The sequence below is a fragment of the Caulobacter sp. GW821-FHT11A05 genome, from assembly GCF_058809015.1.
This window is the reverse complement of record NZ_JBXASF010000001.1, coordinates 218,591-244,290: the sequence shown is the minus strand read 5'-3', so window position 1 is coordinate 244,290 and position 25,700 is coordinate 218,591. Positions and strand designations below refer to the sequence as shown.

Below are 25,700 nucleotides of genomic sequence, written 5' to 3'. Positions count from 1 at the left end.
AGCAAGGCCGCTGCGGGAGGTATTTCGTGTCTCAATCGACCACCGGGCGTGCGGTCTATCCCAGCCTGTCGGGGCTTCCGGTCTTCATCACCGGCGGGGCCAGCGGCATCGGCGCGGCCCTGGTCGAGGCCTTCGTCAAGCAGGGCGCCAAGGTCGCCTTCGTCGACATCGACGCCGCCCGGGGCGAGGCGCTGGCGCAATCGCTGGCGACCGACGCAGCCTCCGCTCCGCTGTTCAGCGCCTGCGACCTGCGCGACATCGCCGCCCTGCAGGCCAGCATCGAGGCGGCCGGCGCGGCGCTCGGCGACCTCGCCGTGCTGGTCAACAACGCCGCCGACGACACCCGGCACAAATTCGATGACCTGACCCCCGACTACTGGGACGACCGCATCGCCGTGAACCTGCGCCCCATGGCCTTCGCCTCCCAGGCGGCGGCGCGGCAGATGCGCCGGCGCGGCGGCGGCAGCATCATCAACTTCGGCTCGATCAGCTGGAAGACCGGCACCGCCGGCATGGTCGGCTACACCACCGCCAAGTCGGCCGTGCACGGCATGACCCGCAGCCTGGCCCGCGAACTCGGCCCCGACATGATCCGGGTCAACACCCTGACCCCCGGCTGGGTGATGACCGAGCGCCAGAAGGCCCTGTGGGTCGACGCCGAGGGCGAGGCGCAGATGGACCGCTCGCAATGCCTGCCGGTGCGGCTGGACCCGATCGACATCGCCGCCATGACCCTGTTCCTGGCCGCCGAGGATTCCCGCTACTGCACCTCACAGGACTTCACCGTCGACGCGGGCTGGGCATGAGCCAAGCGGCCCTGATCGGCGTCGACTGGGGCACCAGCAACCTGCGCGCCTGCCTGTTCGGCGCGGACGGGGCGGTGCTCGAATGGCGGGGCAGCGACCAGGGCATCCAGCGGATCGAGGCGGGCGGCCACGAGGCGGCGCTGTCGGGCCTGATCGACGGCTGGCTTCCCGCCAGCGGTCGGCCCCGCATCCTGATGTGCGGCATGATCGGCAGCCGCCAGGGCTGGCGCGAGGCGCCCTACGCCCCCTGCCCCGCCGGCTTGCCGGAGATCGCGACCGCCCTGGCCCCGGTGGAGACGGCCTGGGCTGATGCCTGGATCGTACCGGGCCTTTCCGTCCTCGCCGCCGACGATACCGCCGACGTCATGCGCGGCGAGGAAACCCAGATTCTCGGCATCGCCCCCGGCGATGGCGAAGCCCTGGTCATCGCGCCCGGCACCCACAGCAAATGGGCCAACGTTCGCGCCGGCCGGGTCAGCGCCTTCCGCACCTACCTGACCGGCGAGCTCTACGACCTGCTCAGTCGCCACTCGATCCTGGCCCGGCTGATGGACGGCGACGCCCCGAACGCCGGCTGTTTCGCGCTCGGCGCCGAGCGGGCGCTGGCGGCTCCAGGCCTTCTCGGCCTGTTGTTCTCGACCCGGTCCGAGGCGCTGTTCGACCATCTGCCGGCGGCCGGCCTGGCCTCCTACCTGTCGGGTCTGCTGATCGGCTCGGAAGTCGCGGAAGGGCTGAAGGTCGCTGACCCCGCGGCTCCGATCCTCATCGCCGCCACGCCACGGCTCGGCGAGCTCTACAGCACAGTGCTGGACCTGGCCGGACGGCCGGTGGCCGGCGTCGTCGATGGCGGCGAGGCCTCGGCGCGCGGCCTTTGGCGTATTTGGGAGACGATGGCGTGACCTGGACCCGGATCCTCGAGACCCTGCCGCTGATCGCCATCCTGCGCGGCCTCAAGCCCGACGAAGCGATCGATATCGCCGCCGCCCTGGAGGCCGCCGGCTTCTTGGCGCTGGAAGTGCCGCTCAACTCGCCCCAGCCGCTGGAGAGCATCCGGCGCATCCGTGAGGCCTTCAGCGACCGGCTGCTGGTCGGGGCCGGCACGGTGCTGACCCCTGAGGACGTCACCGCCGTGGCGGCGGCCGGCGGTCAGTTGATCGTCTCGCCCAACACCGACCCCTCCGTCATCCTGGCCACGAAGGCCGCCGGCCTGATCTCGGCCCCCGGCGTCTTCACCCCGACCGAGGCCTTCGCGGCCCTGAAAGCCGGGGCCGACGCCCTCAAGCTGTTCCCCGCCGATGTCGCCGGCCATGCAGCCCTGAAGGCCATGAAGGCGGTGCTGCCGTCCACCGCGCCGGTGCTCGCCGTCGGCGGTATCGACCCCGACACCTTGGCCGGCTGGCGGGCGGTCGGGGCGGCCGGCTTCGGCATCGGCTCATCCCTCTACCGGCCGGGCGACAGCGCCGAGTCAGTCGGTGAACGGGCCCGCCGGTTCGTGCAGGCATGGCGGGAGGGGAACCGATGACGCTTCAACGGTCTGGTCCGCGGGGCGGCGGCCAGAACCTGACCACCAGCATCGTCCAGGACCTCGGCATCGCCATCGTCACCGGCCGCTACCACGACGCAAACCCCTTCCCGGTCGAGGGCGACCTGTGCCTGCAGTACGAGGCCAGCCGCAGCGTCGTGCGCGAGGCGGTCAAGATGCTGACCGCCAAAGGCCTGCTCAAGGCGCGGCCGCGGCAGGGCACCTGGGTGCAGCCGGAATCGGCCTGGAACCTGCTCGACCCCGACGTGCTGCGCTGGACCCTGGAGCGCAAGTTCTCCCTGCGCCTCTTGATCGAGTTCACCCAGGTGCGGCTGGGGGTCGAGCCGGCCGCCGCCGCCCTGGCGGCGAAAGAGGCGGGCCCGGCCGAGAAGGCCCGCATCAGTGTCGCCATCGACCGGATGATCGCCGCCGAGCGCGGCGAGGACGACCCGCTGACCTCGGACATCGCCTTCCACGCTTCGATCCTGCGGGCCAGCGGCAACCCCTTCTTCGCCCAGCTGTGCGAGCTGATCGAGACGGCCCTGCGCTTCAGCATCCGGCGGACCAACTTCTACAAGGGCGTGCGGCTGGCCAGCGTCCAGGACCACAAGGTGGTGTCCGACGCCGTGCTGGCCGGCGACGCCGAAACCGCCGAGCTCGCCATGCGGGCGCTGATCCAGGAGGCCCTGGACCTGATGCTGACCGCCGACCGCGAGGGCGCCGACGCACCTATCGAAGAGGCCTTGCCAGCGGGCGCATGATGTCGGTGGCCGGGAGCCGGGCCTAGAGCGCCCGCAGCATCGGGCGGTCGCGCTCCAGCGCCAGGCCGAGGGTCTCGGCGCTGCGCTGGACGGCGTGGCGCTGGTCCTCCAGTTCGATCAGCCGGGCGCGGTAGGCCTCTTCGGTGCGGATCGAGAGTTGGGCGGCGCCGTCGCGGTCGCCGATCTCCAGCAGCAGCTGGATGTCGGCCACCTGCAGGCCGGCCTGGCGGCTGAGGGCGATGTAGATCAGCCGCTCGACCGCGCCCTCGTCGTAGCTGCGCCGGCCGAAACGGTCGCGGGTCGAGGCCACCATGCCGCGATCCTCATAGAAGCGGATGGCCCGGTTGGTCAGGCCGGTGCGACGGCGGACATGGCCGATGAGGACGGGGCAGGCGGGGGCTTTGGGGTTGCGCAGCATGGTGGAGGGCTCGTTGAAGGAAGGGTTGATGGCCTAGACGCCGCCGGTGACTGGGATCAGGGCGCCGGTGACGGCGCCGGCGGCCGGACTGGCCAGGAACAGCATGACCGCGGCCAGGTCGGCGGGACTGACCCAGGCGGTAAAATCGGCATCGGGCATGTCGGCCCGGTTGGTTTCGGTGTCGAGGATCGAGGGCAGGACGGCGTTGACGGTGACGCCGCCGCCCTTGAGTTCTTCGGCCAGGCCTTCGGTCAGCCGGTGGACGCCGGCCTTGGAGGCCGCGTAGGCGCCCATACCGGCCGCCGCCTTGACCGCGCCATTGGCTCCGACGTTGACGATCCGCCCGGCCCCGCTGGCCTTGAGGTGCGGCAGGGCGGCGCGTGAGGCGTGCAGAGCGGTGAGGACGTTGAGGCGGTAGAGCCGCTCCCAGACGGCCGGGTCGCCGCCTTCCGTGGTCTGCCAGACGAAGCCGCCAGCGATGTTGAGGAGGGCGTCGAGGCGGCCGAAATGTCTGACAACGGCCTCCATGGCGCTGGCCGCCTGGGCCGCATCAGTCAGGTCGACGCCGCCCAACGCCAGGATGCTCTCGGGCAGGGCCGAGGCCGGCGCATGGTCGATCGCCGCCACCCGCAGGCCGGCGGCCAGCGCCGCCTCCGCCGTCGCCCGGCCAAGCACGCCGAAGCCGCCCGTCACCACCACGACCCGATCGCTCATTGCGCTCTCCATCCCTCAGGCCTCCGCCACGCCGAGGCCGTCATGCAGCAGGGCGTCGAACTGCGCGTCGCTGACCGCCCCCATGGCGGTCCAGGCCTCGTCGGACAGGGCCTCACGGGCCGGCACCAGGGTGTTGGCATCGGTCCCGACCAACAGGCGGAAGGGCGGGTCCTCGCCCAGGGCGGTGTCGAGCGCCGCGCGGGCGAAGGCGTCGGCCTCCATGGCGTGGTCCAGCATGAAGCGCTGGATGCGGCGGGTGCGGGCGAAGACGGGGGCGTAGGGGGTCTGGGCCGGATCGGCCCAGCGGCCGCCGCCGCTGGTGTTGGCCTGCAGCTCGGTCTTCACCGCCCCGGGCTCGATGACCACCACCCGGACGCCGAACGGGCCAGCCTCCAGGGCCACGGCCTCGCTGGCCCGTTCCAGGGCCGCCTTGGAGCCGGCGTAGGCGGTGGTGCCGGCCAGGACGAAGCGCGGCATCATCGAGGAAACGTTGAGGATGCGGCCGCGCCGGCGGGCCCGCATCTGCGGCAGCACAGCCTGCATCAACCGCACGGCGCCCCAGTAGTTGGTCTCGAAGACCAGCCGGTGGTGTTCCTCGGGCAGCAGCTCCAACGGGCTGTTGGCCGAGACACCGGCGTTGTTGATCAGGATGTCCGGCTCGCCCTCGTTGGCGCGGATGTCGTCCAGAGCGGCGGCGATGCTGGCGGCGTTGGTGACGTCCAGCCGCACGGCGCGGACGGCTCCGCCGGCCTCCTCGATCAGGGCAAGAGCCTTGGCCGGGTCGCGGACCCCGGCGACGACGGTGTGGCCCCTGCGGGCCAGCTCCAGGGCCAGGGCCTTGCCGAGGCCGGAGTTGGCCCCGGTGACCAGGGCGACGCTGTCAGGCTGGGACATGGACGGGCTCCAGGGCGGACCAGACCAGGCGGCCGGCGATGACGGTGGCGGCGACGGGCTGTTCGGCGAACATCGCCTCGGCCGGCGGGGCGGTGAGCAGGCAGAGGTCGGCGACGGCGCCGACGGCGATCCGGCGCGGCGGTCCGCCGGGGTCGTCGAAGGCGCCCAGGAAGAGGTCGAGGGCGCGGGCCGGGCTGACCCGCTCGTCCAGGCCGAGCGGATGGCCAGCGGCGGTCAGGCGGCGGGTCGCGGCGCGCATGGCGGCCCAGGGGTCGGCCTCGGCGTAGGGGGCGTCGGAGCTGGCGGCGACACGGATGCCGGCTTGCAGGAGACTGGCGCAGCGGTAGAGGTCGGGCTGGTCGGCGGCGTCGACCTCGGCGCGGTAGCGGTCGCCGCGCTCGGCGACGAAGGCCGGCTGGGTGACCACGGTCAGGCCCAGGCGGGCCAGGACCGGCAGGGCGGTCGGCGGGATGACACTGCCGTGCTCGATACGGTCGCCGGGGCGGGCCCCGAAGGCCTCGAAGGCGGCCAGGGTGAAGGCCAGTTCGGTGGCGGTGACGCAGTGGACGGCGACGGCGCGACCCTGGGCGCGGGCGGAGCGGAAGCGGTCTGACAGGTCGTCCCAGTCGGGAAGGTCGTGCTCGTCGAGGAGCAGCTTGACCGGGCCGACGGTGTAGCCGCCGCCCTCGGGGAGCGGATCGGCGCTCATCAGCATCAGCCGTTGCGGCAGGGCGGCGGACGTCAGCAGGGCGGCCTCGGCGGGACCGGTGGAGGCGCTGGCGTCGGTGACGCCGGTGATCCCCCATTGGGCCAGGGCCTGGCCGACTTCCGTCAGCGACGGCGGCTCCTGGGCGATGCGGCCGCGCAGCCAGGCGTCGCCGCGCCAGATGCGGCCGGTGGGGCGACCCTCGGCGTCGCGCTCGACGCAGGGGGGCGGCTCGCCGTCCAGCACCCGGTCGAGGGCGGCGGAGTTGAGGATCCACAGGCCGCCGGTGGTCGACTGCACGCGCAGCGGACGGTCCGGAACCAGGCGGTCGAGGCGGTCGCGGTCGAGAGGCTCGCCATGGTGGCCGACGGCGCGGATCCAGCCCTGGCCGGAGGCGGCGCGGAGGGCCTGGGCGACGGCTGGACCGTCCAGGCCATCGAGGCGGACCGAGCGGCGGCGGGCGGCCCAGGCCAGCAGATGGATATGGTGGTCGATGAGGCCGGGGATCAGCCAGCCGCCGCGCCCGGCCAGCACCGGTTCGCGGCCGGAGAGATGCTGGCCGATCTCGACGATGCGGCCGGCGCGGACGCGGACGTCCTGGCGGGGGCCGCCGTCGATGACGACATCGCGGATCAGGAGGTCGCCGGTCATGCCACCCACCGGGTGGTGTCGGCCCCGAAATCGGCGGCGGGACCGGGCCAGGGGCGGACCTGGGGGGCGGCAACGGGGGCCGAGCCGTCTTTCGTCTCCACCCGCCAGCCATCGGCGGCGCGGTGGACCAGAGCGGCGGCGGGCGGGGCGGGGAAGGAGGCGACGAAGGCGGCGGCCGTGGCCAGGCTGGCGTCGACCAGGATGCCGCCGCCCTGCCCCATCGCGCGCAGGGCTCCGCCGGCGGCGGCGAGGCCGGTCAGCGGGTCGGCCAGGGCGTCGCCGGCGAACAGCGGCGCCCCGGCGCCGTCATAGGCGACCAGGCCTGCCCCGGCGGCGACGTCGTCGCCGAAGCCGACGGCGTTGCTGGCCCAGCCGTGGGCGGTGATGGCCACCCAGACCAGGCCGGGGTTGCTTGCGAAGACGCTTTCGGGATCGAGACCCAGCTGGCTGAAGGCGCGGGCGCGGGCGCTGGTGATCACCACATCGGCGCGCCACAGCAGGCCGCGGAGGCGGGCCAGATCGGCCGGGTCGTTGAAGTCGAGGACGACGCTGTCCTTGCCGGCCTGCAGCCGGTCGAAGAAGGCCGGGGCGGCCTGGCGGACGGGGTCGGGGCGGCCGGCGCCTTCAACCTTGATCACCCGGGCGCCGGCGGCGGCGAGGATCTGGCCGCAGAGCGGGCCGGCCCAGAGGGCGGACAGGTCGACGACCAGGGGCTGCTCGGTATGGCGCCGCTGCGGGGCGATGGCCATGCAGCGCAGGGTGAAGGGCTCGGGCGGGATGGCGAGGCTGCCGACGGCGGCGACGGCCAGGTCGAGCAGACGGCCGGACTCCACCAGATCGGCGAGCGAGCGGCCGCGCACGCCCCGGGCGACGGCGGCCCAGGGGTCGCCCGGCAGGCCGGGGCCGAGCCAGGCGGGAATGGACAGGCGGTCGGTGTCGCGCGGCAGGTTGACGGCCAGCCAGCCGTCGCGGGCCTCGACCAGGCGGGCGGCCCCGCCGCAGGCGATGCGGCCCTGGCGGTTGAGGCCGGTGAGGGCGGCGCGCTCGGTCAGCAGGCGCGGATCGAGGCGGACCGGCCGACCGAGTTGAGCAGCGGCGACCTCGACTTGCGAGACCAGCAGGTCGATGCCGGTCATCGGATCGCCAGGCGGCAGCCGCGGCGGGCCGTCGGCCGGGCCGGTCAAGGCCATCAGCCCCGAGCGCGCCCAGCGCAGGGCGGTCGGCTCGCGGGTCGGAGCATGGCGAAGGGCGGCGCTCACGAGGCCGGCTCCAGAGCATCGACCAGGCCCCAGTCGAGGGCGGTGACGGCGTCCAGCGGCCCGCCGAGCAGGGCCATCCAGGCGGCGCGGCGGCGGCCGATGCGGCGCGGGACGCTGACCGTGCCGCCGGCTCCGGGGACCAGGCCCATGCCGACTTCCGGCAGCTGGAACCAGGCGCCCGGCGCGGCGACGACATGGCCGGCGCCGGCGGCCACCTCGATGCCGGCCCCGATGCTGGCGCCCTGCAGCCGGACGGCGATGAGCGGCGCCAGCTGGTGGACCAGCCGGGCCGGCGAGCGCAGCAGGCGGGTGAAGTGGGCGACGGCGAGGTCGGGGGCGGAGCCGAACTCGTCGAGGTCGCCGCCGGCCGAGAAGTCCGGTCCCTGGCCCTGCAGGATGATGGCGGTCACCTCTGGGTCGGCGGCGGCCGACCGCAGGGCCTCGACCAGGGCGTCGCGCATCGCCGCATCAAAGGCGTTGCGGCGCATCGGCCGGGCCAGGGTCAGGACGACGGTGGCGTCTCCGCGCTCGAAGCCGACACGGGCCGCCGGCTCGGGCCGGGTCTTGCGGGCCGGGTTGGCGCGGCGCCAGGCGCGGAACTCCTCGCCGCCAAGCAGGGTGGAATAGACCGCCGACTCCAGGACCAGGGCTTCTTCGAAGGCGAGGTTTCGCCCCGTGCGCAACACCTGGACCAGGGAGGCGGCGGCGAGGGGGTGGCAGGCGACGGCGGTGTCCAGACGGGCCAGAGCGTCGTCGAGGTCCGCTACACCGACCCAGGGCCGGGGCGGCGACGAGGCGGTGGTCAGCAGCAGGTCGCAGGCGTCCGGCGCCGGCGGCAGGCGGCCCTCACGGTCGATGCCAACGACGATGCCGGCCGCGCCGGTCGGGTCCTCGCGGGCCAGGTCGACGATGCGCAGCGGCGCGCCGAACAGCGGGGTGCGCCGCTCGACCTCGTCCTCATGCCGCGCAAGGTCGGGCCGGGCCATCGATCAGGCCGCCTCCGGTTCCGCCAGCTCCGCGCGCAGGGCGCGGCGCAGCAGCTTGCCGGTCTCGTTGTAAGGCAGGGCCTCGCGGAAGAAGAAGGCCTCGGGGGTCTTGGTCGAGCGCAGCCGCTGGCGCACCCAGTCGGCCAGCTGGTCGGCGGGTGCATCGGCGACCACCACCGCCGCCACCCGCTCGCCCCACTGCAGGTCGGGCAGGCCGATGACGGCGACGTCGCGCACGGCCGGGTGGGCGCGCAGCACGTCCTCGATCTCGCCGGGGGAGATGTTCTCGCCGCCCCGGACGATGACGTCGTCGAGCCGGCCCTCGACGAACAGGTAGCCGGCCTCGTCCAGCCAGCCGCTGTCGTTGGTGGGGAACCAGCCGTCGTCGCGGATCAGCTTGCGGCCGAGGTATTCGCCGGAGATCTGCTCGCCGCGCACCCAGACCTCGCCGGAAGCGCCGGCCGGCACCTGTTCGCCGTTGGGGCCGCGGATCTCCAGTTCCAGACTGGCCAGCGGCCGGCCGACCGAGCCCAGACGGCGGCGGACCGCCTCGTCGTCGGACGCGATGGCCAGGCGGTGGTCGTCGGGGCCGAGCACGGCGATGGTCGAGCTGGTTTCGGTCAGGCCATAGGCGTTGACGAAATCGACATGCGGCAGCAGGGCCAGGGCCCGCTCGATGACCGGCTGCGGCATCCGCCCGCCGCCGTAGGACAGGGCCCGCAGGTGCGGCAGGGTCTCGCCCTTGGCCTGCAGCAGGTCGAGGACCCGGCCAAGCATGGTCGGCACCACCATGGCATGGGTGATCTTCTCGGCGGCGGCGGCCTCGACCCAGACCTCGGGCGTGAAGGCCGGCAGGTGGACGACGCGGCGGCCGCCATAGACGCCGGTCAGCACCGCCGAGACCCCGGCGATGTGATAGGGCGGCACGCTGACCAGGGCCGCCTCTTCCTCGTCGGCGCCCATGAACTCGACGGTGGAGATGACGTAGGAGGTCAGGTGGCGGTGGCGCAGGACGGCGGCCTTGGGCTCGCCGGTGGTGCCGCTGGTGAACAGCAGGACGGCGATGTCGGGATCGCCCTCGACGAGGTCGGCGGCGCGGTTGGCCTCATCGAGACAGGCCGTGTCGAACTGCTCGCGGGTGACGATGACGACGCCGGGCGTGCCGGCGACGCGGGGCAGCATGTCGGCGTCGACGATGGCCACCGACGGGGCCGTGCGGGCCAGCAGCTTGCGCAGCTCCTCGTCTGAGAGGCGGTAGTTGAGCGGGGCGAAGGGCCTGGCCAGCAGGCCGGCGGCGAAGACCGCCGTCGGCAGGGTCGGGCCGTTGAGGCCGAGGAAGACGATGCTGCCTTGACCCAGGCCATCTAGCCAGGCGGCGCCGGCGCGGGACCGCAGGGCGAGTTCCTCATAGCTGACGCCATCGGCCAGCGACCCGAGCGCGAGACGGTCGGGGAAGGCGCCGGCGGCCATGTCGAGCAGGAGGGCGGTGTGCATGGCCTAGTCCGAGGACGGAAGCTTCTTGGCTTCCTTGATGGTCAGGGGTCGGCCGTCGACCGACAGGGAGCCGGCGCCGCTTTTGGAGCAGAGGGCTTCGAGGCCCGTCTCCTCGTCGAGGTAGCGCTTGCCGAGCAGGCTGCCCGTCGCATGGGCGGGATCGACCGACAGGCCGGCCGGGGCCTCACCGTTGAAGGCGACCATGGGCTGGCCGCCGCATTCCAGCGAAGCGGGGGCCGAGGGCGGGCGGACGACGACGGCCTGGGTGTCACAGACGGCGCTTTTCCAGCGCGAGCCGGGGGTGAGGTTCATTGCGATGGCTCCTTAGGCCGCGACCTGGGCGGCCGGCGCGACGCCGAGCTCGCGGGCCAGGCGGGTCAGGCCCTCGACCTTGACCTCCAGCGGGATGTCGGGGGACTGCGGCCAGACGTGGGGGCCCCAGAGGACGATGTTGTCGAAGCCCTCGGCGGCGAAGGCGGCGACCTGCTCGGGCGTCGCCTCGGGCGGGCGCAGGTAGTAGGTCAGGGGATCGCCGGTCTTGCCGGCCTCGGCCCGGCCCTGCTCGATGGTGTCGCGCAGGCGCAGGGCCTCTTCCAGCGGCACCATGGCCGAGTTCATCCAGGCGTCGGCCACCCGCACCACGCGGCGCAGGGCCGGGCCGGTGTTGCCGCCGCAGACCAGCGGCACCGGGGTGGCGTGGGGGGTGATCTGCAGGGGGCCGAACTGGAAGGACTTGCCCTGGTGCTCGAAGAAGCCGCCTTCCCAGGCCTTGCGCAGGACGGCGATGGCTTCGTCCAGCCGGCTGCCGCGCTCCTCGAACGGCACGCCGAGCGCCTCGAACTCCTCCTTCAGCCAGCCCGCGCCCATGCCGAGGCGGAAGCGACCGCCGGAGACGTCGTGGGCCGTGGCCGTGGCCCGGGCCAGCAGCAGCGGATGGATCATCGGCACGATGCAGATGGCGGTGCCGAGCTTGAGGGTGGTGGTCGCCCCGGCGATGGCCCCCAGGGTGAACCAGGGATCGTAGAGCCGTACGCTCGGCGAGAGGATGTCATCCTCCTTGTGCTCGACGTCGCTGGCGATGCCGGGATGCTTGCTGCCGTAAGCGCCGGGGATGACGTAGTGCTCACCGAACCACAGGCCCTCGAAGCCCAGCCGCTCGGCGGTGCGGGCCAGGTTGATCAGTTCCTGGGGCGGGTAGTTGTAGGTGGTGATGCCGATCTTCGGCGTGAGGCTGGCCATGCTGTCGTTTCCTCTCAAGCGCTTGCCGGCCGCCACTGCGGCAGGGTGACGTCCTCGGCCAGTTTCTCGAACCAGACCTCCATGGGCTGGCCCGGCGTCAGCTCGGGAGCCCCCTCCAGATGACCCATCAGCCGGACCTCCGGCGTCTCCTCCAGCTCGACCACCACCACCGTGTAGGGGGCCGGGAAGGCCGGGTGGATCTGGTGGGCGACGGTGGTCCAGGCATGCAGCCGGCCCTTGCCCGTCGCGGTGCGCCAGGCGGTGTTCCAGCCGCCGCAGTGTGGACAATGGGCCGTGGGCGGATGCAAGGCGTGCTGGCAATCATCACAGGCGCGATAGGCCAGCCGGCCCTGCGCCGCCGCTTCGAAGAAGCCGCTGGTTTCGCGGTCGTGGACGTTGGGGAGGATCCGATCCATCACGCCGCCTTCCGGAACAGGACGCTGGAACCGACCGGCAGCGGGCCGCCGGTGCAGAGGCAAAGCTCGGCGTCCGGGATCTGCATGTCGGCCTCGCCGCGCAGCTGACGCACCGCCTGGACGATGTGGTTCATGCCGTGGACGTAGCCCTCCGACAGGTGGCCGCCGCCGGTGTTGATCGGCAGGCTGCCGGTCCGGCCGATGGCCCCGCTGGCGGCGAAGGGACCGCCCTCGCCCTTGGCGCAGAAGCCGTAGGCCTCCAGCTGCAGGATGACGCTGATGGTGAAGCAGTCGTAGAGCTGGGCGATGTCGACCTCGGAAGGGCTGACGCCGGCCCGGTTCCACAGCCGCTCACCGGCCCGGCGGCCGCCCAGGTCGGTCATGTCGTCACGGGTGACGACCGGGAACATCATGCCGGTGCGGTGGTCGCGCGGGGCGCCGCCGGCCACGGCGCGGATCAGCACCGGGGGCCTCGGCAGGTCCTTGGCCCGCTCGGCCGAGGTGATGACCACGGCGCAGGCCCCGTCGGACTCCAGGCAGAAGTCGAACAGCCGCAGCGGCGTCGAGATCATCCGGGCGCCCATGTAGTCGTCCAGGCTCATCGGCTTGCCACGCATCATGGCGTGGGGCGTCAGCTGGGCGTGGTCGCGGCAGGTCATGGCGACGGCGGCCAGCTGCTCGGCCGTGGTGCCGTATTCGATCATGTGGCGCTGGGTCATCAGCGCGAAGGTCTGGCCAGCGGTCATCAGGCCGTAGGGGACGTAGAACTCGTCATTGGTCCCCTGGCCGCCGGAGACGTTGTTGCCCGCCCGGCCCGAACCGCCCAGCCGCGCTTCCGAGCGGCCGTTCAGCGAGCGGAAGCAGAGCACGGCCTTGGCCTGTCCCGACAGCACCGCGCCCATGGCCAGGCCCATCATCATGCAGGGGGCCACCCCGCCCGGCCCGGTGTCGGCCCAGTAGGTCAGGTTCCGGGCGCCCAGCGAGGCGGCCAGGGTGTGGGGGGTGACCACGTCGTCGCCGCAGCGGACGATGCCCTCGATGTCGGAGACCTCGAGGCCCGCGTCGGCGATGGCCTTCAGGGCCGCTTCCGTGGCCAGCGACAGGACGCTGCGGCCGGAGTCGCGGCTGAACTCGGTCTGGCCGATGCCGACCACGGCGGTCTTGTCACGGCCGGCGAAGGCCATGTCGTCGTCGAGAGCGCTCATCAGGCGGCTCCTTCCAGCTCGGCCAGCAGGTCGCCGGCATGTTCATCGAGAGCCGGGGCGCGGACGCGCGGGACCGGGTCGAAGGCGGAGAAGAGGTAGGCGGCGCCGGGGTAGAGGGCCGTCGAACCGTCGGCCTCTTCGACCTCGACGAAGAAGCCGCGGGCCTTAAGGTGTTCGTCGTCGAACAGGTCCTCGGGCGCGTTGAGCACCCCGATCGGCAGGCCGCGATCCTGGCCTTCGTGATAGGCCTGATGCGCCTCCTGGATCAGGAAGAAGCACTCGACCAGCGACTGGATCTCGGGGAACTGGGCCTGGCGGTATCCGAGGTCCTGGTAGGCCGGGTCGGCGAGGTCGGCGGCCATGCCCTTCTCTTCCATCCAGGCGACCAGGGCGTTCCAGGCCTTGGGGTCCGACAGGATCAGGGCGAAGTAGACGAAGCGGTCATCGGAGCAGCGGAACAGGGCTGACTGGGTGGGCGAGGGCTGGGCATGGCGGCAGGTCTGCCGTTTGACGTTGACCTTCGGATAGAACCAGTAGGGGTTGGCCAGCTCGATGTTGACGGCGCAGGCCTCGTGCATCGAGACATCGACCAGCTGGCCCTCGCCGGTCTGCTGGCGGTGCAGCAGGGCCAGCATGACGCCGATGTGCGCGAAGCTGGCGGCGGTGTGGTAGCCCTGGTTGCCGCCCGGCCGGATCGGCGGGATGGAATGGTCGTCGTAGCCGCAGCTGATCAGCGGCCCGCCAGCGGCCAGGGCGATCAGGTCACTGGACTTGTAGTCGGCCCAGGGGCCGGTGAGGCCAAAGGCGGTCACCGACAGCACGATGAGCTTGGGGTTGGCGGCGCTGAGCGCCTCCAGGTCCAGGCCGATGGCCTTGAGCGCTGCCGGCTGCAGGGTCGAGATGAAGACGTCGGCGCCGCGGCAGAGGTCGCGCAGCCGGGTCATGCCGCCCGCTGTCGTCAGGTCGACGACCAGGCTCTGCTTGCCGGTGTTGTAGAAGCGGAAGTTGAGGCTGGTCTCAGGGCCGGCCTCGCCCGCAAAGGGGCCGACGGCGCGGGCCGGCGAGCCGCCGGGCGGCTCCAGCTTGATCACCCTGGCCCCCATCTCGGCCAGCAGCCGGCCGGCGTAGTCCCCGGCCGGGTCCTCGGAGAGTTCGACGACGCGCAGGCCGGTAAACGGCGGCGGCGCGGAGACGGTCAGCTGGGCGTCCATCACAGCACCCCTTCGTTGGTCAGGGTTTCAACCTCGTCCTCGGAGAGGCCGAGCAGGTCGTGGAAGACGTAGGCGTTGTCCTCGCCGAGCAGCGGCGCCGAGCGCCAATTGTCCTGGACGATGGAGGAGAACTGGATCGGCGTGCCCTCGAAGCGGGCCTCGCCGATCACCGGGTGGTCCATCTCGAAGAAGACGCCGCGATGGGCGATGTGGGGGTCGGTCTCGTTGAGATCCTCCGCCGTCTGAACAGCGCCGGCCCGCACGCCAGCGGCCTGCAGCCGGTGCATGAGGACGAAGCGGTCCTGGCCTTTGGTCCAGGCTGCCATCTGGGCGTCCAGCGCGTCCTGGTTGGCGAAGCGATCGGCCTGCGTGGCGAAGGCCGGGTCGGCGGTCCAGGAGGCGTCGATGATCTGGGCCAGAGCCCGCCACTCGGTATCGTCGAAGACGGCGACGGCGATCCAGCGGTCGTCGCCGAGGCAGGGATAGACCCCGTGCGGGGCGGCGTTGGGGTGCTCCAGCCGGTTGCCCAGCGGAAAATCGGGACCCCGGGTCCCTCGGCCGTTGACGGCCACGTCGAGCAGCAGCGGGCCGAGCAGGTTGATGCCAGCCTCGACCGCCGAGACGTCGATCTCCGAGCCCAGGCCGGTGGCGTTGCGGTTGTAGATGGCCATCATCAGGGCGGCGGCGTTGAAGAAGGCCGCCTCGTTGTCCATGTAGGACAGCCCCCAGCCGGAGGGCTCCTCGCCGGGCAGGCCGCTGACGTGGGAGAGGCCGCTGACCGCCTGGACGACCGGGCCGTAGCTGCGATGCTCCGCATGCGGACCACTGTGGCCGAAGCCGCTCATCCGGGCGTAGATGACGTTCGGCGACAGGGCCGACAGCCGCTCATAGGTCAGCCCCCAGCGTTCCATGACGCCCGGGGCGAAGTTCTCGGTGACGACGCTGGAGGCGCTGATCAGACGGTCGGCCAGGGCCTTGCCCCGCGCATCCCGCATGTTGATGGTCACGCCCAGCTTGTTGCGGTTGTAGTTGTTGAACAGGCCGCCTTTGTTAGGATCGGGGTTGGCCTCCTCCTCGCCGTAGGAGCGGACCTCGCCCTTGTAGATCGGCAGGCGGCGCGGCATGTCGAGGCGGTTGCGGTCCTCGATCCGAACCACCTGGGCCCCGAAGTCGGCCAGCAGCCGGGTGGCGCAGGCGCCCACCCCCATCCAGCAGAAGTCGGCCACCCGCACCCCAGTCAGGGGTCCTTTGCGCTCGCCGGGCCGGCGGCGCGGATCGGGATAGGGCGCGGCATGCGGCCGGCGCAGGGTCTCGGTGCTGCTGGACAACCTCAAATTCCCCCGTCCGGGGGCTCCTCCAATGCCCGCTCATCCCGGTTCGACGAGTCGCCGCGTGAGCATGTCTCTTATAATCATGATTATGAACTCGCCCCTCCACATGTCAATCGCGGCTTTGACCTGCGTCATTGAATTCCGGGTACGTTTCCTTGATTAAGGGTAGAGGCGGGCGGACTCGCCTCAGGACAGAACAAGGGCATTTCCGGCCATGGCCGAACGGCGTACGCGACGACAGAACGACAGCGGTGGAGTCGACGGGCGGATGACCTGGTCCGGGGACTTCGCCCGGCGCACCCTGAAGACCTCGGAGCTGGTAGCGCTGGATATCGTGCGCGACATCGTCGACCAGGGGTTGAAGGCCGGCGACCGGCTGCCGCTCGAAGCCGAGATGCTCGTGCAGTACCGGGTCAGCCGCTCGTCGCTGCGCGAGGCGCTGCGGCTGCTGGAGGTCCAGGGCCTGATCGCCATCCGGCCGGGGCCTGGCTCGGGCACGGTGGTTGGCCGGGTGCTGCCGGGCAACTTCGCCCGCACCCTGACCCTCTATCTGCACATGTCGGGGGTCACCTACAGCGAACTCCTGGACGCCTGGATCCTGGTGGATCCCCTGCTGGCCGAGCTGGCGGCGCGCAATCCGGACCGGGCCAAGGTCAAGGCGGCGATGGAGCCCTTCATGGAGGGCGCCGACAGCTGCCATGGCGAGATGCGGTCGATCCCGGCCGGCCTGAACTTCCACGACGTGGTCGCCGACCTGGCCGGCAACCGGGTGCTGAGCCTGCAGTTCCAGGCCGTCGGCTTCATCGTCGCCGAGCACATCCTCAACACCGCCCCGCGCAGCGAGCTGGAGGACCGGATCGTAGACGACCACCGGGCCCTGGCCATCGCCATCACCGAGGGCAAGGGCCAACTGGCCCGCAAGCTGATGGCGGCGCACTGCGAACATATCGTCGAGGACTTCAAGGCCTATTGGCCGCGCCGGGTCGGCGAAAAGGTGCAGTGGCGCTAGACCTTACTGGACCGCCAGCTCCTTGCGCAGGTGGTGGGCCGAGCGGGCGAACAGCAGGCCGGCGATCACGGCCATGAACAGCGTCGAGGACATGGCGTAGCGCAGCGCTTCCTGTCCGAAGGTCGGGGTCAGCAAATCGCTGATCGCGCCGGTGATCAGCGGCCCGAAGCCCAGGCCCAGGATGTTGACGATCAGCACCAGCATGGCTGAGGTGAAGGCCCGCATCCTCGGCAGCACGAGCAACTGCGCCGTCGCGACGATGGGGGCGAAATAGGCCTGGATCAGGACCGCCGCCACCAGGCCGATGGCCATCGAAACCTGGGCGGACGGCGCGAAATACTGGGCCAGGCTGACCGGGGCCAGCAGCAGGGAGGCCAGGGCCGGCACCCACATGTACCAGCGCTTGTCCTTGCGGCCGAGCCGGTCGATGAGCATGCCGCCGGCGAACTGGCCCACCGCCCCCGCCAGGCCGAACGCCACGGCCAGGTAGAAGGCGACCTGGCCGATCGGCATCTGATGCACCCGGACATAGAAGGGGGCGTTCCAGTTGTGGGCTGTGAACTGGACAAAGGCATGGGTGGCGCCGGCCAGCGCCAGATAGCGGAAGGCCTTGCTGTTCCAGAGCGTGGCCAGCGCCGCCCGCAGCGGCACCCTGGCGTCCAGGGCCTCCTGGGCGGCGACGGCGCTTTCGGCGCTCTCTTCGGCGGCGGCGACATGCTGGTCGAACTGGCCGCGCTTGGGCTCGCGGACGAGCAGGATGAAGGGAGCCAGGACCAGGCCGGCGATCCCGAAGATCAGGAAGGCTTCGCGCCAGCTCATCGCCGTGACCAGCCAGCCGCCGGCTCCGAACCCCAGCATGATGCCGAGCGGCGACGACAGGCCCCAGAGGGCCAGGGCCGTGCCGCGTTGCTTGACCGGGAAATAGTCGGCGATCATCGAATGGCTGGCCGGCACGCAGCCGGCCTCGCCGAAGGCCACGCCCATGCGGAAGGCGACCAGGGTGGCGAAGTTGTTGGCCAGGCCGCAGCAGGCCGTCGCCGCGCTCCAGATGGCCAGGGCCGCCGCGATCAGCCGCTTGCGGTTCACCGTGTCGGCCAGCCGCGCCACGGGCAGGGCCATGGTCGTGTAGAGCAGGGCGAAGGACAGGCCGGTCAGGGCCCCCATCTGGGTGTCCGACAGGTTCAGGTCGGTCTTCAGCGGCACCTGCAGGATCGAGATGATCGAGCGGTCGATGTAGTTGAACAGCGCGACCAGGAACAGCATCGACAGCCCGATCCAAGCCTGTCGGCTGACGGGCTGGTCAGCCCCCCCGAGGGCTTGATTGGCGCGATCGGCCTTGGCGAAGACGGACATGTTGCAAACCCACTCTCACCGGCCCCGGTACGCAAGGCCCTTTCGAGACGAGGCGGCGGGCCGGTTCCCCGGCCCGCCGCCCTGCCTTGCTGTCAGTTGAACTTCCGCGTCAGGGTGATGCCGACCTGGCGCGGCGGGTTGATCGAGCCGCGGTCCACTTCCCGGGCCCCGCCGACGAACTCCGCCTGGGTCAGGAAGTAGAAGAAGTAGTTGGCCGCGGCCGTGTAGCTCCATTCGTTGGTCAGGTTCTTGCCCCACAGCTGGACGGCCCAGAGGTCATCCGGCGACTCCCACAGCAACGCGGCGTTGAGGATGCCCTTCTTGCCGGTCAGCCCCTCGACCCGGGGCTGGTTGGCGAGCGGCCCGACCGGGAACTCACTGGCCCATTTGGCGTCGGCCTTGAGGGTGACGCGCGAGCCGCCCGCCAGGTCGAAACCGTAGGAGCCGTAGACGGTGATGTCGTGTTCCGGGACGAACGGCGCGGCGTTGCCCGTACAGTCGACCCCGCCAGCGGCGCAGCCCTTGAACTCCTTGTAGAAGGCGTCGGTGTAGGCGTAGTTGACGCCCAGGGTCAGGCCATCGATCGGCGTCGCCGAGGCTTCGAGTTCGACCCCTTGGACACGCAGAACGCCGGCATTGGTGTCGGTCAGCACGCCGCTTTCCAGCGAGCGGACCTGAAGGTTCTCGGTATCGGCCCGATAGAGCGCGATGTTGACGGTCACGCGCTTATCGAAGAACTGGGTCTTGGCGCCGATCTCGTAGCTGGTGCTGTCTTCGGGATCGAGCGGGATCACCGCCTTGGCCTTGCTGGTGCTGGTCAGCGACCAGCCGCCGCCTTTGAAGCCGGTCGAGTAGCTGCCGTAGAACATCAGGTCGTCGGTCGGGCGCCAGTCGAGGATCACCCGGGGGGTGAAGGCGTCCCAGGTCTCCTCGAACTTCGCGGCCGGCGTGAACGCGGCGCCGTAGAACAGCGAGAAGCCGTTGTGAGCGGTGTAGCCGGCCTTGTCGAGGATGGTGTAGCGACCGCCGACGGTCAGGGTCAGGGTGTCGGTGAAGTCGTACTCGGCTTCGGCGAAGACGGCGTAGCTCTTAACATGCGACGAGCCGAAGACGTCTTGGATGAACAGCGGACCGTAGTTGGTCGGGCCGTAGAGGGCCGGAGCCACCGGGCAGCCGATGTATCCGGCCGAGGCCGGCGAGAGGCAGTGCATAGCGCCCAGGCGGCTGCCCGGCACCGTGCCGTTGAACTCGAAATGGATCAGCTTGTAGATGTTCTCGAAGCTGTAATAGCCGCCGACAACGTAGCGGAACTTCTGGTCGCTCGGCGAGGTCAGGCGGAATTCCTGGCTGAACTGGAACTCGCGGCTCTGGTTGAGGCTGTTGAGGCTCATCGGCAGCGGCGAGGAGTCCCCGTCGTCGGCATAGTAGGAGTCGAGGTTCCGATAGCTGGTGATCGAGGTCAGTTCGCCGATCGGCGTCTGGTAGTCGACCCGGCCCTGCAGCAGGTAGATATCCCGCCGGTACTCGCCGTCGTCATTGTGGAAGACGTCCCAGGGATTGTCCGCAGCCGCATTGTTGGCCGCCACGACGCCGCCCTGACCGACCGACTTGTAGCCGCTGGGGTACTGGTCCTCATGGAAGACGTAGCCCTGCAGCAGGATGTCGAGGTCTTCGTTCGGCTGGAAGCGCAGCGAGGGGCGCAGGGCCCAGCTGTTCTGGTCGTTCAGATAGGTGCCGGTGGTGCGGTTCTGGCTGTAGCCGCCGATGTCCTTGAGGCTGAAGGCCAGCCGCGCGGCGACGGTGTCGGAGACGGCGGCGTTGACATAGCCGCGGGCCTCGAAGCCGCCGTCGCGGGCAGTGTCATACTTCGACAGGCCGAGGTTGACCTCGCCGTCGGTGACACCGATCTGCGGCCGCTTGCTGGTGATCTGCAAGGCCCCGCCGACCACGTTGCGGCCGAAGGTTGTGCCCTGCGGGCCGCGCAGGATGGCCAGTTGGTCGATGTCGAAGAAGTCGGCGCTGAACGAGGCCAGGGTGCCGTAGTAGACATCGTCCATGAACACCGCCACCGGAAGCTCCAGGTGGGGCGAGTCGTTGGTGGTCTGCTGGCCGCGGATTTGAATGTTGGCGGTGCTGGGACCCTTGGTGCTGACAAACGTCGCGCCCGGGACCAAGGCGGGAATGTCGGTGAAGTTCTGGATCCGCTCCTGCTCCACCCGCTCTCCGCTCAGGGCGGTGACGGCCAGAGGAACGTCCTGCAGGGCCTCGGCCCTGCGGGTTGCGGTGATGATGACCTCGGTCACCTCGCCTTCCGCCGGGGCCGGCGCCGGTTCGGCCGCCTGGGCTTGCCCGGCAACCATCAAGGCGACCAGCGCCCCGCCACAGAGCATGCCGCGTTTACGGTTCATGATAGACATTCTTACCCCTCCCTTATGGATTATTGTTCTGACGCCGGACGCAGCAAAGCGCGCCCGGCGCACGTCACGCGCACCAGGTGAGACAAGGGGGCGTAGCCCCCAAGGGCTTGAAATGCTTAGCGGATGTCGACCATGCGCTTTGTCTCCTCCAAGTTCTTATATCTTGTTCTTGGAAAAGATCATGATGATGATCTCCATCATTGTCAACGCGCCGGGCACTCGCCGGACGACATTTTTATGATCATGATCGACGTATTTTTCGGCTCCGGGAGCCGTCGCAACTATCGGTTCTGCGGGACGCGAATGGTACCGCAACCATCAACGCCAGGTTACACGCTGCCCCACGCGCCGCGGCCAGAAGGCGCGGAAATCCTCGACCACATGGCGGACGTGGTCGGCCATCAGGGTGCGAGCCAGGGTCGCGTCGCCATCGATGATGGCCCGGGCCAGTTCGATGTGGTCGTGGACGATGAAGTCCTCCAGCCCGTCGCGGTCCTTCATCATCAGCACATGGTCGGACACGATGAAGCCGATCGAACGGAAGGTGAAGGCCAGGGTGCGGTTGCCCGACAGCTCGCCGACCGCGTCGTGGAAGGCCAGGCCCGAAGGGATGTCGGTGCGGATCGCCCGCTCCTCGGCCGGCAGGTAGGGTTCCAGCATCGCTCGGACGCGCTCGCGGTCGGGGTTCTGCGCCGCCATCTCGGCCAGCAACGGCTCGGTGCGCATCCAGGCGTCGAGCAGGTCGTCGTAGTTGACCGCCGCCATGTGGAAATACAGGGTCATGGTGCGGCCGAGGTTGCTCGGCGCCGGCTCGCCGACCACCGTTCCCGCCCCGGCGCCGGGCCGGATGGCGATCAGGCCCTGGGTCTCCAGCAGGCGCAGGGCCTCGCGCAGGGACGAGCGGCTGACCCGGTATTTGACCAGCATCTCCGGCTCGTGCGGCAGGCGGTCACCGGGTCCCAGGTCCTGGTCGACGATGTCGCGGACAATATCGAGCGCGACGATCTCGGCCGTCTTCAGGTTGCGCCGGACGGGGCGCCCGTCGTCTTGGTTTCGCCTAGCCACGTCGGCGGTCTCCGATAATCGATCCACATCAATGCGATCATCGTCAGGGATTCACCGGCGAAGAGCAATCCTTCCTTGGCGGGATCAGGCCAGGCGCAGCAGCTGTTTGCCGAAATTGCGCCCCTCGAACAGCCGCATCAGGGTCAGGGGCGCGTTCTCGAAGCCGGTCTGGACGTCTTCCTTGTAGCGCAGGGCGCCGCTGCGCACCCACTGCGCCAACCGCTTCTCGGCGGCCGGGATCAGGGCCTCGTACTTGGGCAGCAGGAAGCCCTGGATGGTGGCCCCGGTGAAGACGACGTTGAAATAGTTGCGCGGCCCGGCCGGCATCTGGCTGGGGTCGCGGGGATCGAAGTTGTAGCGCGAGATGGCCCCGCAGATGACCACCCGGGCGCCCGGCGCGATGCGGGCCAGGCAGTCGTCGAGGATGTCGCCGCCGACGTTGTCGAACATCACGTCGATGCCGCCGGGGCAGAGTTCGCGCAGGCGCGATTTGACCCGTTCGCTGCGATAGTCGATGGCGGCGTCGAAGCCGAGTTCCTCGACCAGCCAGGCGCATTTGTCGGCCCCGCCGGCGATGCCGACCACGCGGCAGCCAGCCAGCTTGGCGATCTGGCCGACGATGGAGCCGGTGGCCCCGGCCGCCGCCGAGATGACCACGGTGTCGCCGGGCTTGGGCTTGCCGACCTCGATGAAGGCCAGATAGGCGGTCAGCCCCGTGGTGCCGATCACACCCAGCGCGGCGGTCGGCGGCACGCCGTCCGGAACCTTCTTGAGCTGAGCGCCGGGCAGAGCGCCGGCCTCACGCCAGCCGAGCGGGCCGTAGACCACGTCGCCGGTCGCGAAGTCCGGATGGCGGGATTCGATCACCGTGCCGACGCCGGAGCCGCGCATGACCTCGCCGATCTGCATGGCGTCGACATAGCCGGCGATGTTTTCCATCCAGCTCTTCTGGGCCGGGTCGAAGCTCAGCCAGTCGGTGCGGAAGGCGACCTCCCCCTCGGCCGGCTGCGGGGCCGGGGCGGTCTCGAGGGCGAAGTCGGTCTCGGCCAGTTGCCGGCCGAGCGGCCGGTCGGCCAGGGTCCATTGGCGAAGGATCATGGTCAGAGGGCTCCGGCGGCTTGCGCCTCGGCCCAGGCGGCCTGGGCGATGGGGGCGACGCGGTCAGCCTGGGCGGCGGCGTCGCTGGTGGCGGCGGCGCCGTCCCGGGCCCGGCCGGCGATGCCCTGGATGATGGCGGCGACGCGGAACAGGTTGTAGGCGCGGTAGAAGCCGGGGTTCTCGGGAACCGGCCGGCCGGCCCGCTCGCAGTAGCGGGCGACATAGGCGTCGAGGTCGGGGATGCCCAGGGCCGCCAGGTCGGCGCCCTTCAGCGTCCCACGCGCGTCACTGCCGCCCGGCCGGTACCATTCCATGCCGTGGTAAAAGAGGTCGCCGAGCGGATGGCCGGTGGTCGACAGCTCCCAGTCCAGAACGCCCACCACCCGCGGCTCGGTGGGATGGAACAGCAGGTTGTGGAAGCTGTAGTCGCCATGGATCAGGGTGCTGGTCTCGTCGGCCGGCGTAGCGGCCGGCAGCCAAGCCATCAGCCGGTCCATCTCCGGAATGTCGGCGGTGCGGGAGGCCTCGTACTGTTTGGACCAGCGGCCGATCTGGCGGGAGAAGTAGTTGCCCGGCCGGCCATAGTCGCCAAGGCCGAGCGCCACATGGTCGAGGCTGTGCAGCCGGGCCAGGGTTTCGTTGGCCGAGTCATAGGCCGCCGCGCGGTCTTCCCTGGACAGGTCGGGCATGGCGCAGTCGAGGAAGATGCGGCCCTCGACATGGGCCATGACGTAGAACATCGAGCCGATGACGTCGTTGTCCTCGCAGAGCACCAGGGCCTCGGGAACCGGGAAGCCGGCCCCGCCCAGGGCGCTGAGCACCCGGAACTCGCGGTCGACGGCATGGGCGCTGGGCAGCAGCGGGCCCGGCGGCTTGCGGCGCAGGACGTACTTCCGGTCGGGCGTTTCCAGGAGATAGGTCGGGTTGGACTGGCCGCCCTCGAACTGGCGCACCGACAGCGGACCCTTGAAGCCGGCCACCGTTCCCGACAGCCAGGCCGCCAGCCGCTCGACGTCGAGCGCATGCTGCGGCCGCATCTCGACCACGGCGCCGAGGTACTTGCCCCGGGCGCTCAAAAGTCACCGCCGTCGAGGCGGATGACGGTCCCGGTCGTGTAGCTGGAGCGGTCGCTGGCGAGATACAGGGCGGTGGTGGCGATCTCCTCGGCGCGGCCGATGCGGCGCGCCGCCGACTTGGAGGTCTTGTCCAGCTCCTCGCGCCAGGACTTGGCGATGTCGGTCCAGAACGGACCGCACATGATGGCGTTGACCCGCACCTTGGGGCCGAACTCGACAGCGTGGCACTGGGTCATGACGTTCAGCGCCGACTTGGCGCCGGCGTAGACCGGATAGGCCGCGCCGGGGTTCACCGCCGCCGTGCTGCTGACGTTGATGATCGAGCCGGAGCCGGCCGCGACCATCCGATCGCCGACCAGGGCCGAGAGCCGGAAGGGCCCCTTGAAGTTGACCCCCACCGTCTTGTCGAACAGCTCTTCGGTCATGTCGCTGGAGCGCGGCGAGGTCGGGGCGATGCCGGCGTTGTTGACCAGCACATCGACCTTGCCGAATTCGTCGTAGGCCTGCTCGACCAGGGCCGGCAGGGCGTCCCATTGGCCGACATGAGCGCCGATCGCCAGGGCCCGGCGGCCGAGGCCGCGGATCTCGGTGGCGACCTCTTCACAGGTCTCCAGCTTGCGGCTGGCGATGATCAGGTCCGCGCCCTGGTGGGCGAAGGCCTTGGCCATCTCATAGCCCAGCCCCCGGCTGCCGCCGGTGACCAGGACGACCTTGCCGGTCATGTCGAAGTAATCGGTCAAACCGTTTCCCCTGAGTTTGCCCCCTGATCCGCTCATCCCGGCGAATGCCGGGACCCAGATTCATCCACGCGGATCAGAGTTTCGTCCTGAACCGCCTGCGCTCAGGCGGCTGGGTCCCGGCTTGCGCCGGGATGAGCGGAACTGGGGTGACTAGTCTTCGAGGTGGTAGATGCGCTTGGCGTTGCCGTGGACGATCTTCTCGATGTCCGAGCGGGCCACGCCGGTGAACACTTCTTCCATGTAGACGGCCGGGTGCTGGGCCGAAGTGGCCGGGCCCGGGCTCATGCTGGTCGGGTGCGGGAAGTCGGTTTCGTAGAGGATGTTGTCGGCGCCGAGCACGTCGATGGCCAGCTTCAGGGTCGGCTTCTCGAACCAGAAGGAGCCGTAGATCTGGCGCTTGAAGAACTCGCTGGGCAGCAGCTTGTACTCGGGGTTCTCCTTGTGGGCCCCGCAGTTGAGCCACTGGTAGTCGAGGCTGGCCAGCAGGTAGGGAATCCAGCCCACGCCGCTCTCGACGACCACGAAGTTGAGGTTGGGGAAGCGGTGGCAGACGCCGCCGCAGGTCAACTGCGAGATGGTCTGGGCCAGGTCGAGCGAGAACAGGGCGCCCATCGAGGCGAAGGAGGCATGGGGCTTCACGCTCTCATGCATCATGTCGAAGTACCACATGTCGCCGGTGCCGACGTGGAAGTTGATCGGCAGACCCAGCTCCTGAGCGGCGGCCCACAGCGGATCCCACTGCGGATCGGTCAGCTTGGGCAGGCCGAAGGTCTCCGGCTCGGCGCACATGACCACGCCCTTGTGCCCCATGCGGGCGCAGCGGGTCATTTCCTTGATCGTCGCCTTCAGGTCCCAGAACGGCAGGGCGCATTGGGCGATGAAGCGGTTGGGGGCGACGCTGCACCACTCGGTCAGCCAGTCGTTGTAGGCCGTCACGCAGGCCAGCATCAGCTCCTGGTCGCCCAGCGCCAGGTACTTGCCGGCCCCGAAGCCGGCGACGTTGGGGTACAGGACCTGGGCCCAGATGCCGTACTCGTCCATCTTCTTGAGGCGGGCGGTGTTCTGGTAGAGGGCCGGGTCGACCTGCTCCAGGCGCTGCGGGCGCTTGGGCGGGTATTCGTGCCAGCCGGCCATGGCGGCGCCGGCCGCGGCGCCGGTGCGGTCGCCGCCGAAGAACCAGGCGTCCTCGTTCATGTTGGGATCCCACTTCACGTGGGGAACCTTGTCGCCGTACTTCTTGGTGGAGATGCGCGACGTCCACAGATCGTAGGGTTCGATGACGTGGGTGTCGGTGTCGATGACTTTGAATTCTTTGACGATAGCGTTCAC

25 protein-coding genes are annotated in these 25,700 nt (G+C 70.4%); 5 read left to right on the top strand and 20 right to left on the bottom strand.

Annotated elements, in window-relative coordinates:
- Positions 1 to 26 precede the first annotated feature (26 nt).
- From AC1RSK_RS01105 to AC1RSK_RS01090, 4 genes are read left to right on the top strand one after another with little or no spacing between them, the layout of a single operon-like run.
- A complete protein-coding gene (locus AC1RSK_RS01105; RefSeq protein ID WP_492904748.1) occupies positions 27 to 806 on the top strand; it encodes an SDR family NAD(P)-dependent oxidoreductase in 780 nt (259 codons plus the stop codon).
- Positions 803 to 1,705, top strand: a complete 903-nt coding sequence (locus AC1RSK_RS01100) for a 2-dehydro-3-deoxygalactonokinase (RefSeq protein WP_492904746.1) — start codon at positions 803 to 805, stop codon at positions 1,703 to 1,705. Before AC1RSK_RS01105 ends, AC1RSK_RS01100 begins: the two co-directional genes overlap by 4 nt.
- Positions 1,702 to 2,328: a 2-dehydro-3-deoxy-6-phosphogalactonate aldolase gene (locus tag AC1RSK_RS01095; RefSeq protein WP_492904744.1), complete on the top strand. Its 627-nt coding sequence runs from the start codon at positions 1,702 to 1,704 to the stop codon at positions 2,326 to 2,328. Before AC1RSK_RS01100 ends, AC1RSK_RS01095 begins: the two co-directional genes overlap by 4 nt.
- Positions 2,325 to 3,089, top strand: coding sequence for a FadR/GntR family transcriptional regulator (locus AC1RSK_RS01090; RefSeq protein ID WP_492904742.1), 765 nt, complete (start codon positions 2,325 to 2,327; stop codon positions 3,087 to 3,089). Before AC1RSK_RS01095 ends, AC1RSK_RS01090 begins: the two co-directional genes overlap by 4 nt.
- Positions 3,090 to 3,111: 22 nt before the next feature.
- On the opposite strand, the gene AC1RSK_RS01085 is transcribed toward AC1RSK_RS01090, so the two are convergent.
- From AC1RSK_RS01085 to AC1RSK_RS01025, 13 genes are read right to left on the bottom strand one after another with little or no spacing between them, the layout of a single operon-like run.
- Positions 3,112 to 3,507 carry a MerR family transcriptional regulator gene (locus tag AC1RSK_RS01085; RefSeq protein ID WP_492904740.1) on the bottom strand — a complete coding sequence of 132 codons (396 nt, stop codon included), beginning with the start codon at positions 3,505 to 3,507 and terminating at the stop codon, positions 3,112 to 3,114.
- Between the two features lie 33 nt (positions 3,508 to 3,540).
- Entirely contained in the window at positions 3,541 to 4,221 is a 681-nt protein-coding gene (locus tag AC1RSK_RS01080) for an SDR family NAD(P)-dependent oxidoreductase (protein WP_492904738.1), read from the bottom strand.
- Between the two features lie 15 nt (positions 4,222 to 4,236).
- Complete coding sequence (locus AC1RSK_RS01075; RefSeq protein ID WP_492904736.1) at positions 4,237 to 5,115, bottom strand: SDR family oxidoreductase; 879 nt, start codon at positions 5,113 to 5,115, stop codon at positions 4,237 to 4,239.
- Complete coding sequence (locus tag AC1RSK_RS01070; RefSeq protein WP_492904734.1) at positions 5,102 to 6,472, bottom strand: amidohydrolase family protein; 1,371 nt, start codon at positions 6,470 to 6,472, stop codon at positions 5,102 to 5,104. The genes AC1RSK_RS01075 and AC1RSK_RS01070 overlap by 14 nt, the downstream gene beginning before the upstream one ends.
- Complete coding sequence (locus AC1RSK_RS01065; RefSeq protein WP_492904732.1) at positions 6,469 to 7,731, bottom strand: CoA transferase; 1,263 nt, start codon at positions 7,729 to 7,731, stop codon at positions 6,469 to 6,471. The genes AC1RSK_RS01070 and AC1RSK_RS01065 overlap by 4 nt, the downstream gene beginning before the upstream one ends.
- Complete coding sequence (locus AC1RSK_RS01060) at positions 7,728 to 8,717, bottom strand: enoyl-CoA hydratase/isomerase family protein (protein WP_492904730.1); 990 nt, start codon at positions 8,715 to 8,717, stop codon at positions 7,728 to 7,730. Before AC1RSK_RS01060 ends, AC1RSK_RS01065 begins: the two co-directional genes overlap by 4 nt.
- Positions 8,718 to 8,720: 3 nt before the next feature.
- A complete protein-coding gene (locus AC1RSK_RS01055) occupies positions 8,721 to 10,211 on the bottom strand; it encodes a class I adenylate-forming enzyme family protein (protein WP_492904728.1) in 1,491 nt (496 codons plus the stop codon).
- Between the two features lie 3 nt (positions 10,212 to 10,214).
- Positions 10,215 to 10,523: a hypothetical protein gene (locus AC1RSK_RS01050; RefSeq protein ID WP_492904726.1), complete on the bottom strand. Its 309-nt coding sequence runs from the start codon at positions 10,521 to 10,523 to the stop codon at positions 10,215 to 10,217.
- A gap of 12 nt (positions 10,524 to 10,535) precedes the next feature.
- Positions 10,536 to 11,450 (bottom strand): TIGR03619 family F420-dependent LLM class oxidoreductase, encoded by a 915-nt coding sequence (locus AC1RSK_RS01045; RefSeq protein WP_492904724.1) that lies wholly within the window; start codon positions 11,448 to 11,450, stop codon positions 10,536 to 10,538.
- A gap of 14 nt (positions 11,451 to 11,464) precedes the next feature.
- Entirely contained in the window at positions 11,465 to 11,866 is a 402-nt protein-coding gene (locus AC1RSK_RS01040; RefSeq protein WP_492904722.1) for a Zn-ribbon domain-containing OB-fold protein, read from the bottom strand.
- Positions 11,866 to 13,071, bottom strand: a complete 1,206-nt coding sequence (locus AC1RSK_RS01035) for a thiolase C-terminal domain-containing protein (protein WP_492904720.1) — start codon at positions 13,069 to 13,071, stop codon at positions 11,866 to 11,868. Before AC1RSK_RS01035 ends, AC1RSK_RS01040 begins: the two co-directional genes overlap by 1 nt.
- The gene (locus AC1RSK_RS01030) at positions 13,071 to 14,282 is read right to left on the bottom strand and encodes a CaiB/BaiF CoA transferase family protein (RefSeq protein WP_492904718.1); all 1,212 of its coding nucleotides are present in this window, start codon (positions 14,280 to 14,282) and stop codon (positions 13,071 to 13,073) included. The genes AC1RSK_RS01035 and AC1RSK_RS01030 overlap by 1 nt, the downstream gene beginning before the upstream one ends.
- The gene (locus AC1RSK_RS01025) at positions 14,282 to 15,610 is read right to left on the bottom strand and encodes a CaiB/BaiF CoA transferase family protein (RefSeq protein WP_492904717.1); all 1,329 of its coding nucleotides are present in this window, start codon (positions 15,608 to 15,610) and stop codon (positions 14,282 to 14,284) included. The genes AC1RSK_RS01030 and AC1RSK_RS01025 overlap by 1 nt, the downstream gene beginning before the upstream one ends.
- 271 nt (positions 15,611 to 15,881) lie before the next feature.
- Here AC1RSK_RS01025 and AC1RSK_RS01020 point away from each other — a divergent pair, with 271 nt between their 5' ends.
- On the top strand, positions 15,882 to 16,622 hold the full coding sequence (locus tag AC1RSK_RS01020; RefSeq protein ID WP_492904715.1) for a FadR/GntR family transcriptional regulator: 741 nt from the start codon (positions 15,882 to 15,884) through the stop codon (positions 16,620 to 16,622).
- Between the two features lie 3 nt (positions 16,623 to 16,625).
- Here AC1RSK_RS01020 and AC1RSK_RS01015 read toward each other — a convergent pair whose 3' ends face one another.
- From AC1RSK_RS01015 to AC1RSK_RS00985, 7 genes are all read right to left on the bottom strand, one after another.
- Positions 16,626 to 17,885, bottom strand: coding sequence for a spinster family MFS transporter (locus tag AC1RSK_RS01015; protein ID WP_492904713.1), 1,260 nt, complete (start codon positions 17,883 to 17,885; stop codon positions 16,626 to 16,628).
- A gap of 182 nt (positions 17,886 to 18,067) precedes the next feature.
- Entirely contained in the window at positions 18,068 to 20,383 is a 2,316-nt protein-coding gene (locus AC1RSK_RS01010) for a TonB-dependent receptor (RefSeq protein WP_492904711.1), read from the bottom strand.
- Positions 20,384 to 20,710: 327 nt separating this feature from the next.
- Positions 20,711 to 21,457 (bottom strand): FadR/GntR family transcriptional regulator, encoded by a 747-nt coding sequence (locus AC1RSK_RS01005; RefSeq protein WP_492904709.1) that lies wholly within the window; start codon positions 21,455 to 21,457, stop codon positions 20,711 to 20,713.
- Positions 21,458 to 21,541: 84 nt separating this feature from the next.
- Positions 21,542 to 22,555, bottom strand: a complete 1,014-nt coding sequence (locus tag AC1RSK_RS01000; RefSeq protein WP_492904708.1) for an NADP-dependent oxidoreductase — start codon at positions 22,553 to 22,555, stop codon at positions 21,542 to 21,544.
- A gap of 2 nt (positions 22,556 to 22,557) precedes the next feature.
- Positions 22,558 to 23,631 (bottom strand): phosphotransferase family protein, encoded by a 1,074-nt coding sequence (locus AC1RSK_RS00995; RefSeq protein WP_492904706.1) that lies wholly within the window; start codon positions 23,629 to 23,631, stop codon positions 22,558 to 22,560.
- The gene (locus AC1RSK_RS00990) at positions 23,628 to 24,371 is read right to left on the bottom strand and encodes an SDR family NAD(P)-dependent oxidoreductase (RefSeq protein WP_492904704.1); all 744 of its coding nucleotides are present in this window, start codon (positions 24,369 to 24,371) and stop codon (positions 23,628 to 23,630) included. Before AC1RSK_RS00990 ends, AC1RSK_RS00995 begins: the two co-directional genes overlap by 4 nt.
- 150 nt (positions 24,372 to 24,521) lie before the next feature.
- Positions 24,522 to 25,700, bottom strand: a complete 1,179-nt coding sequence (locus tag AC1RSK_RS00985; protein WP_492904702.1) for an amidohydrolase family protein — start codon at positions 25,698 to 25,700, stop codon at positions 24,522 to 24,524.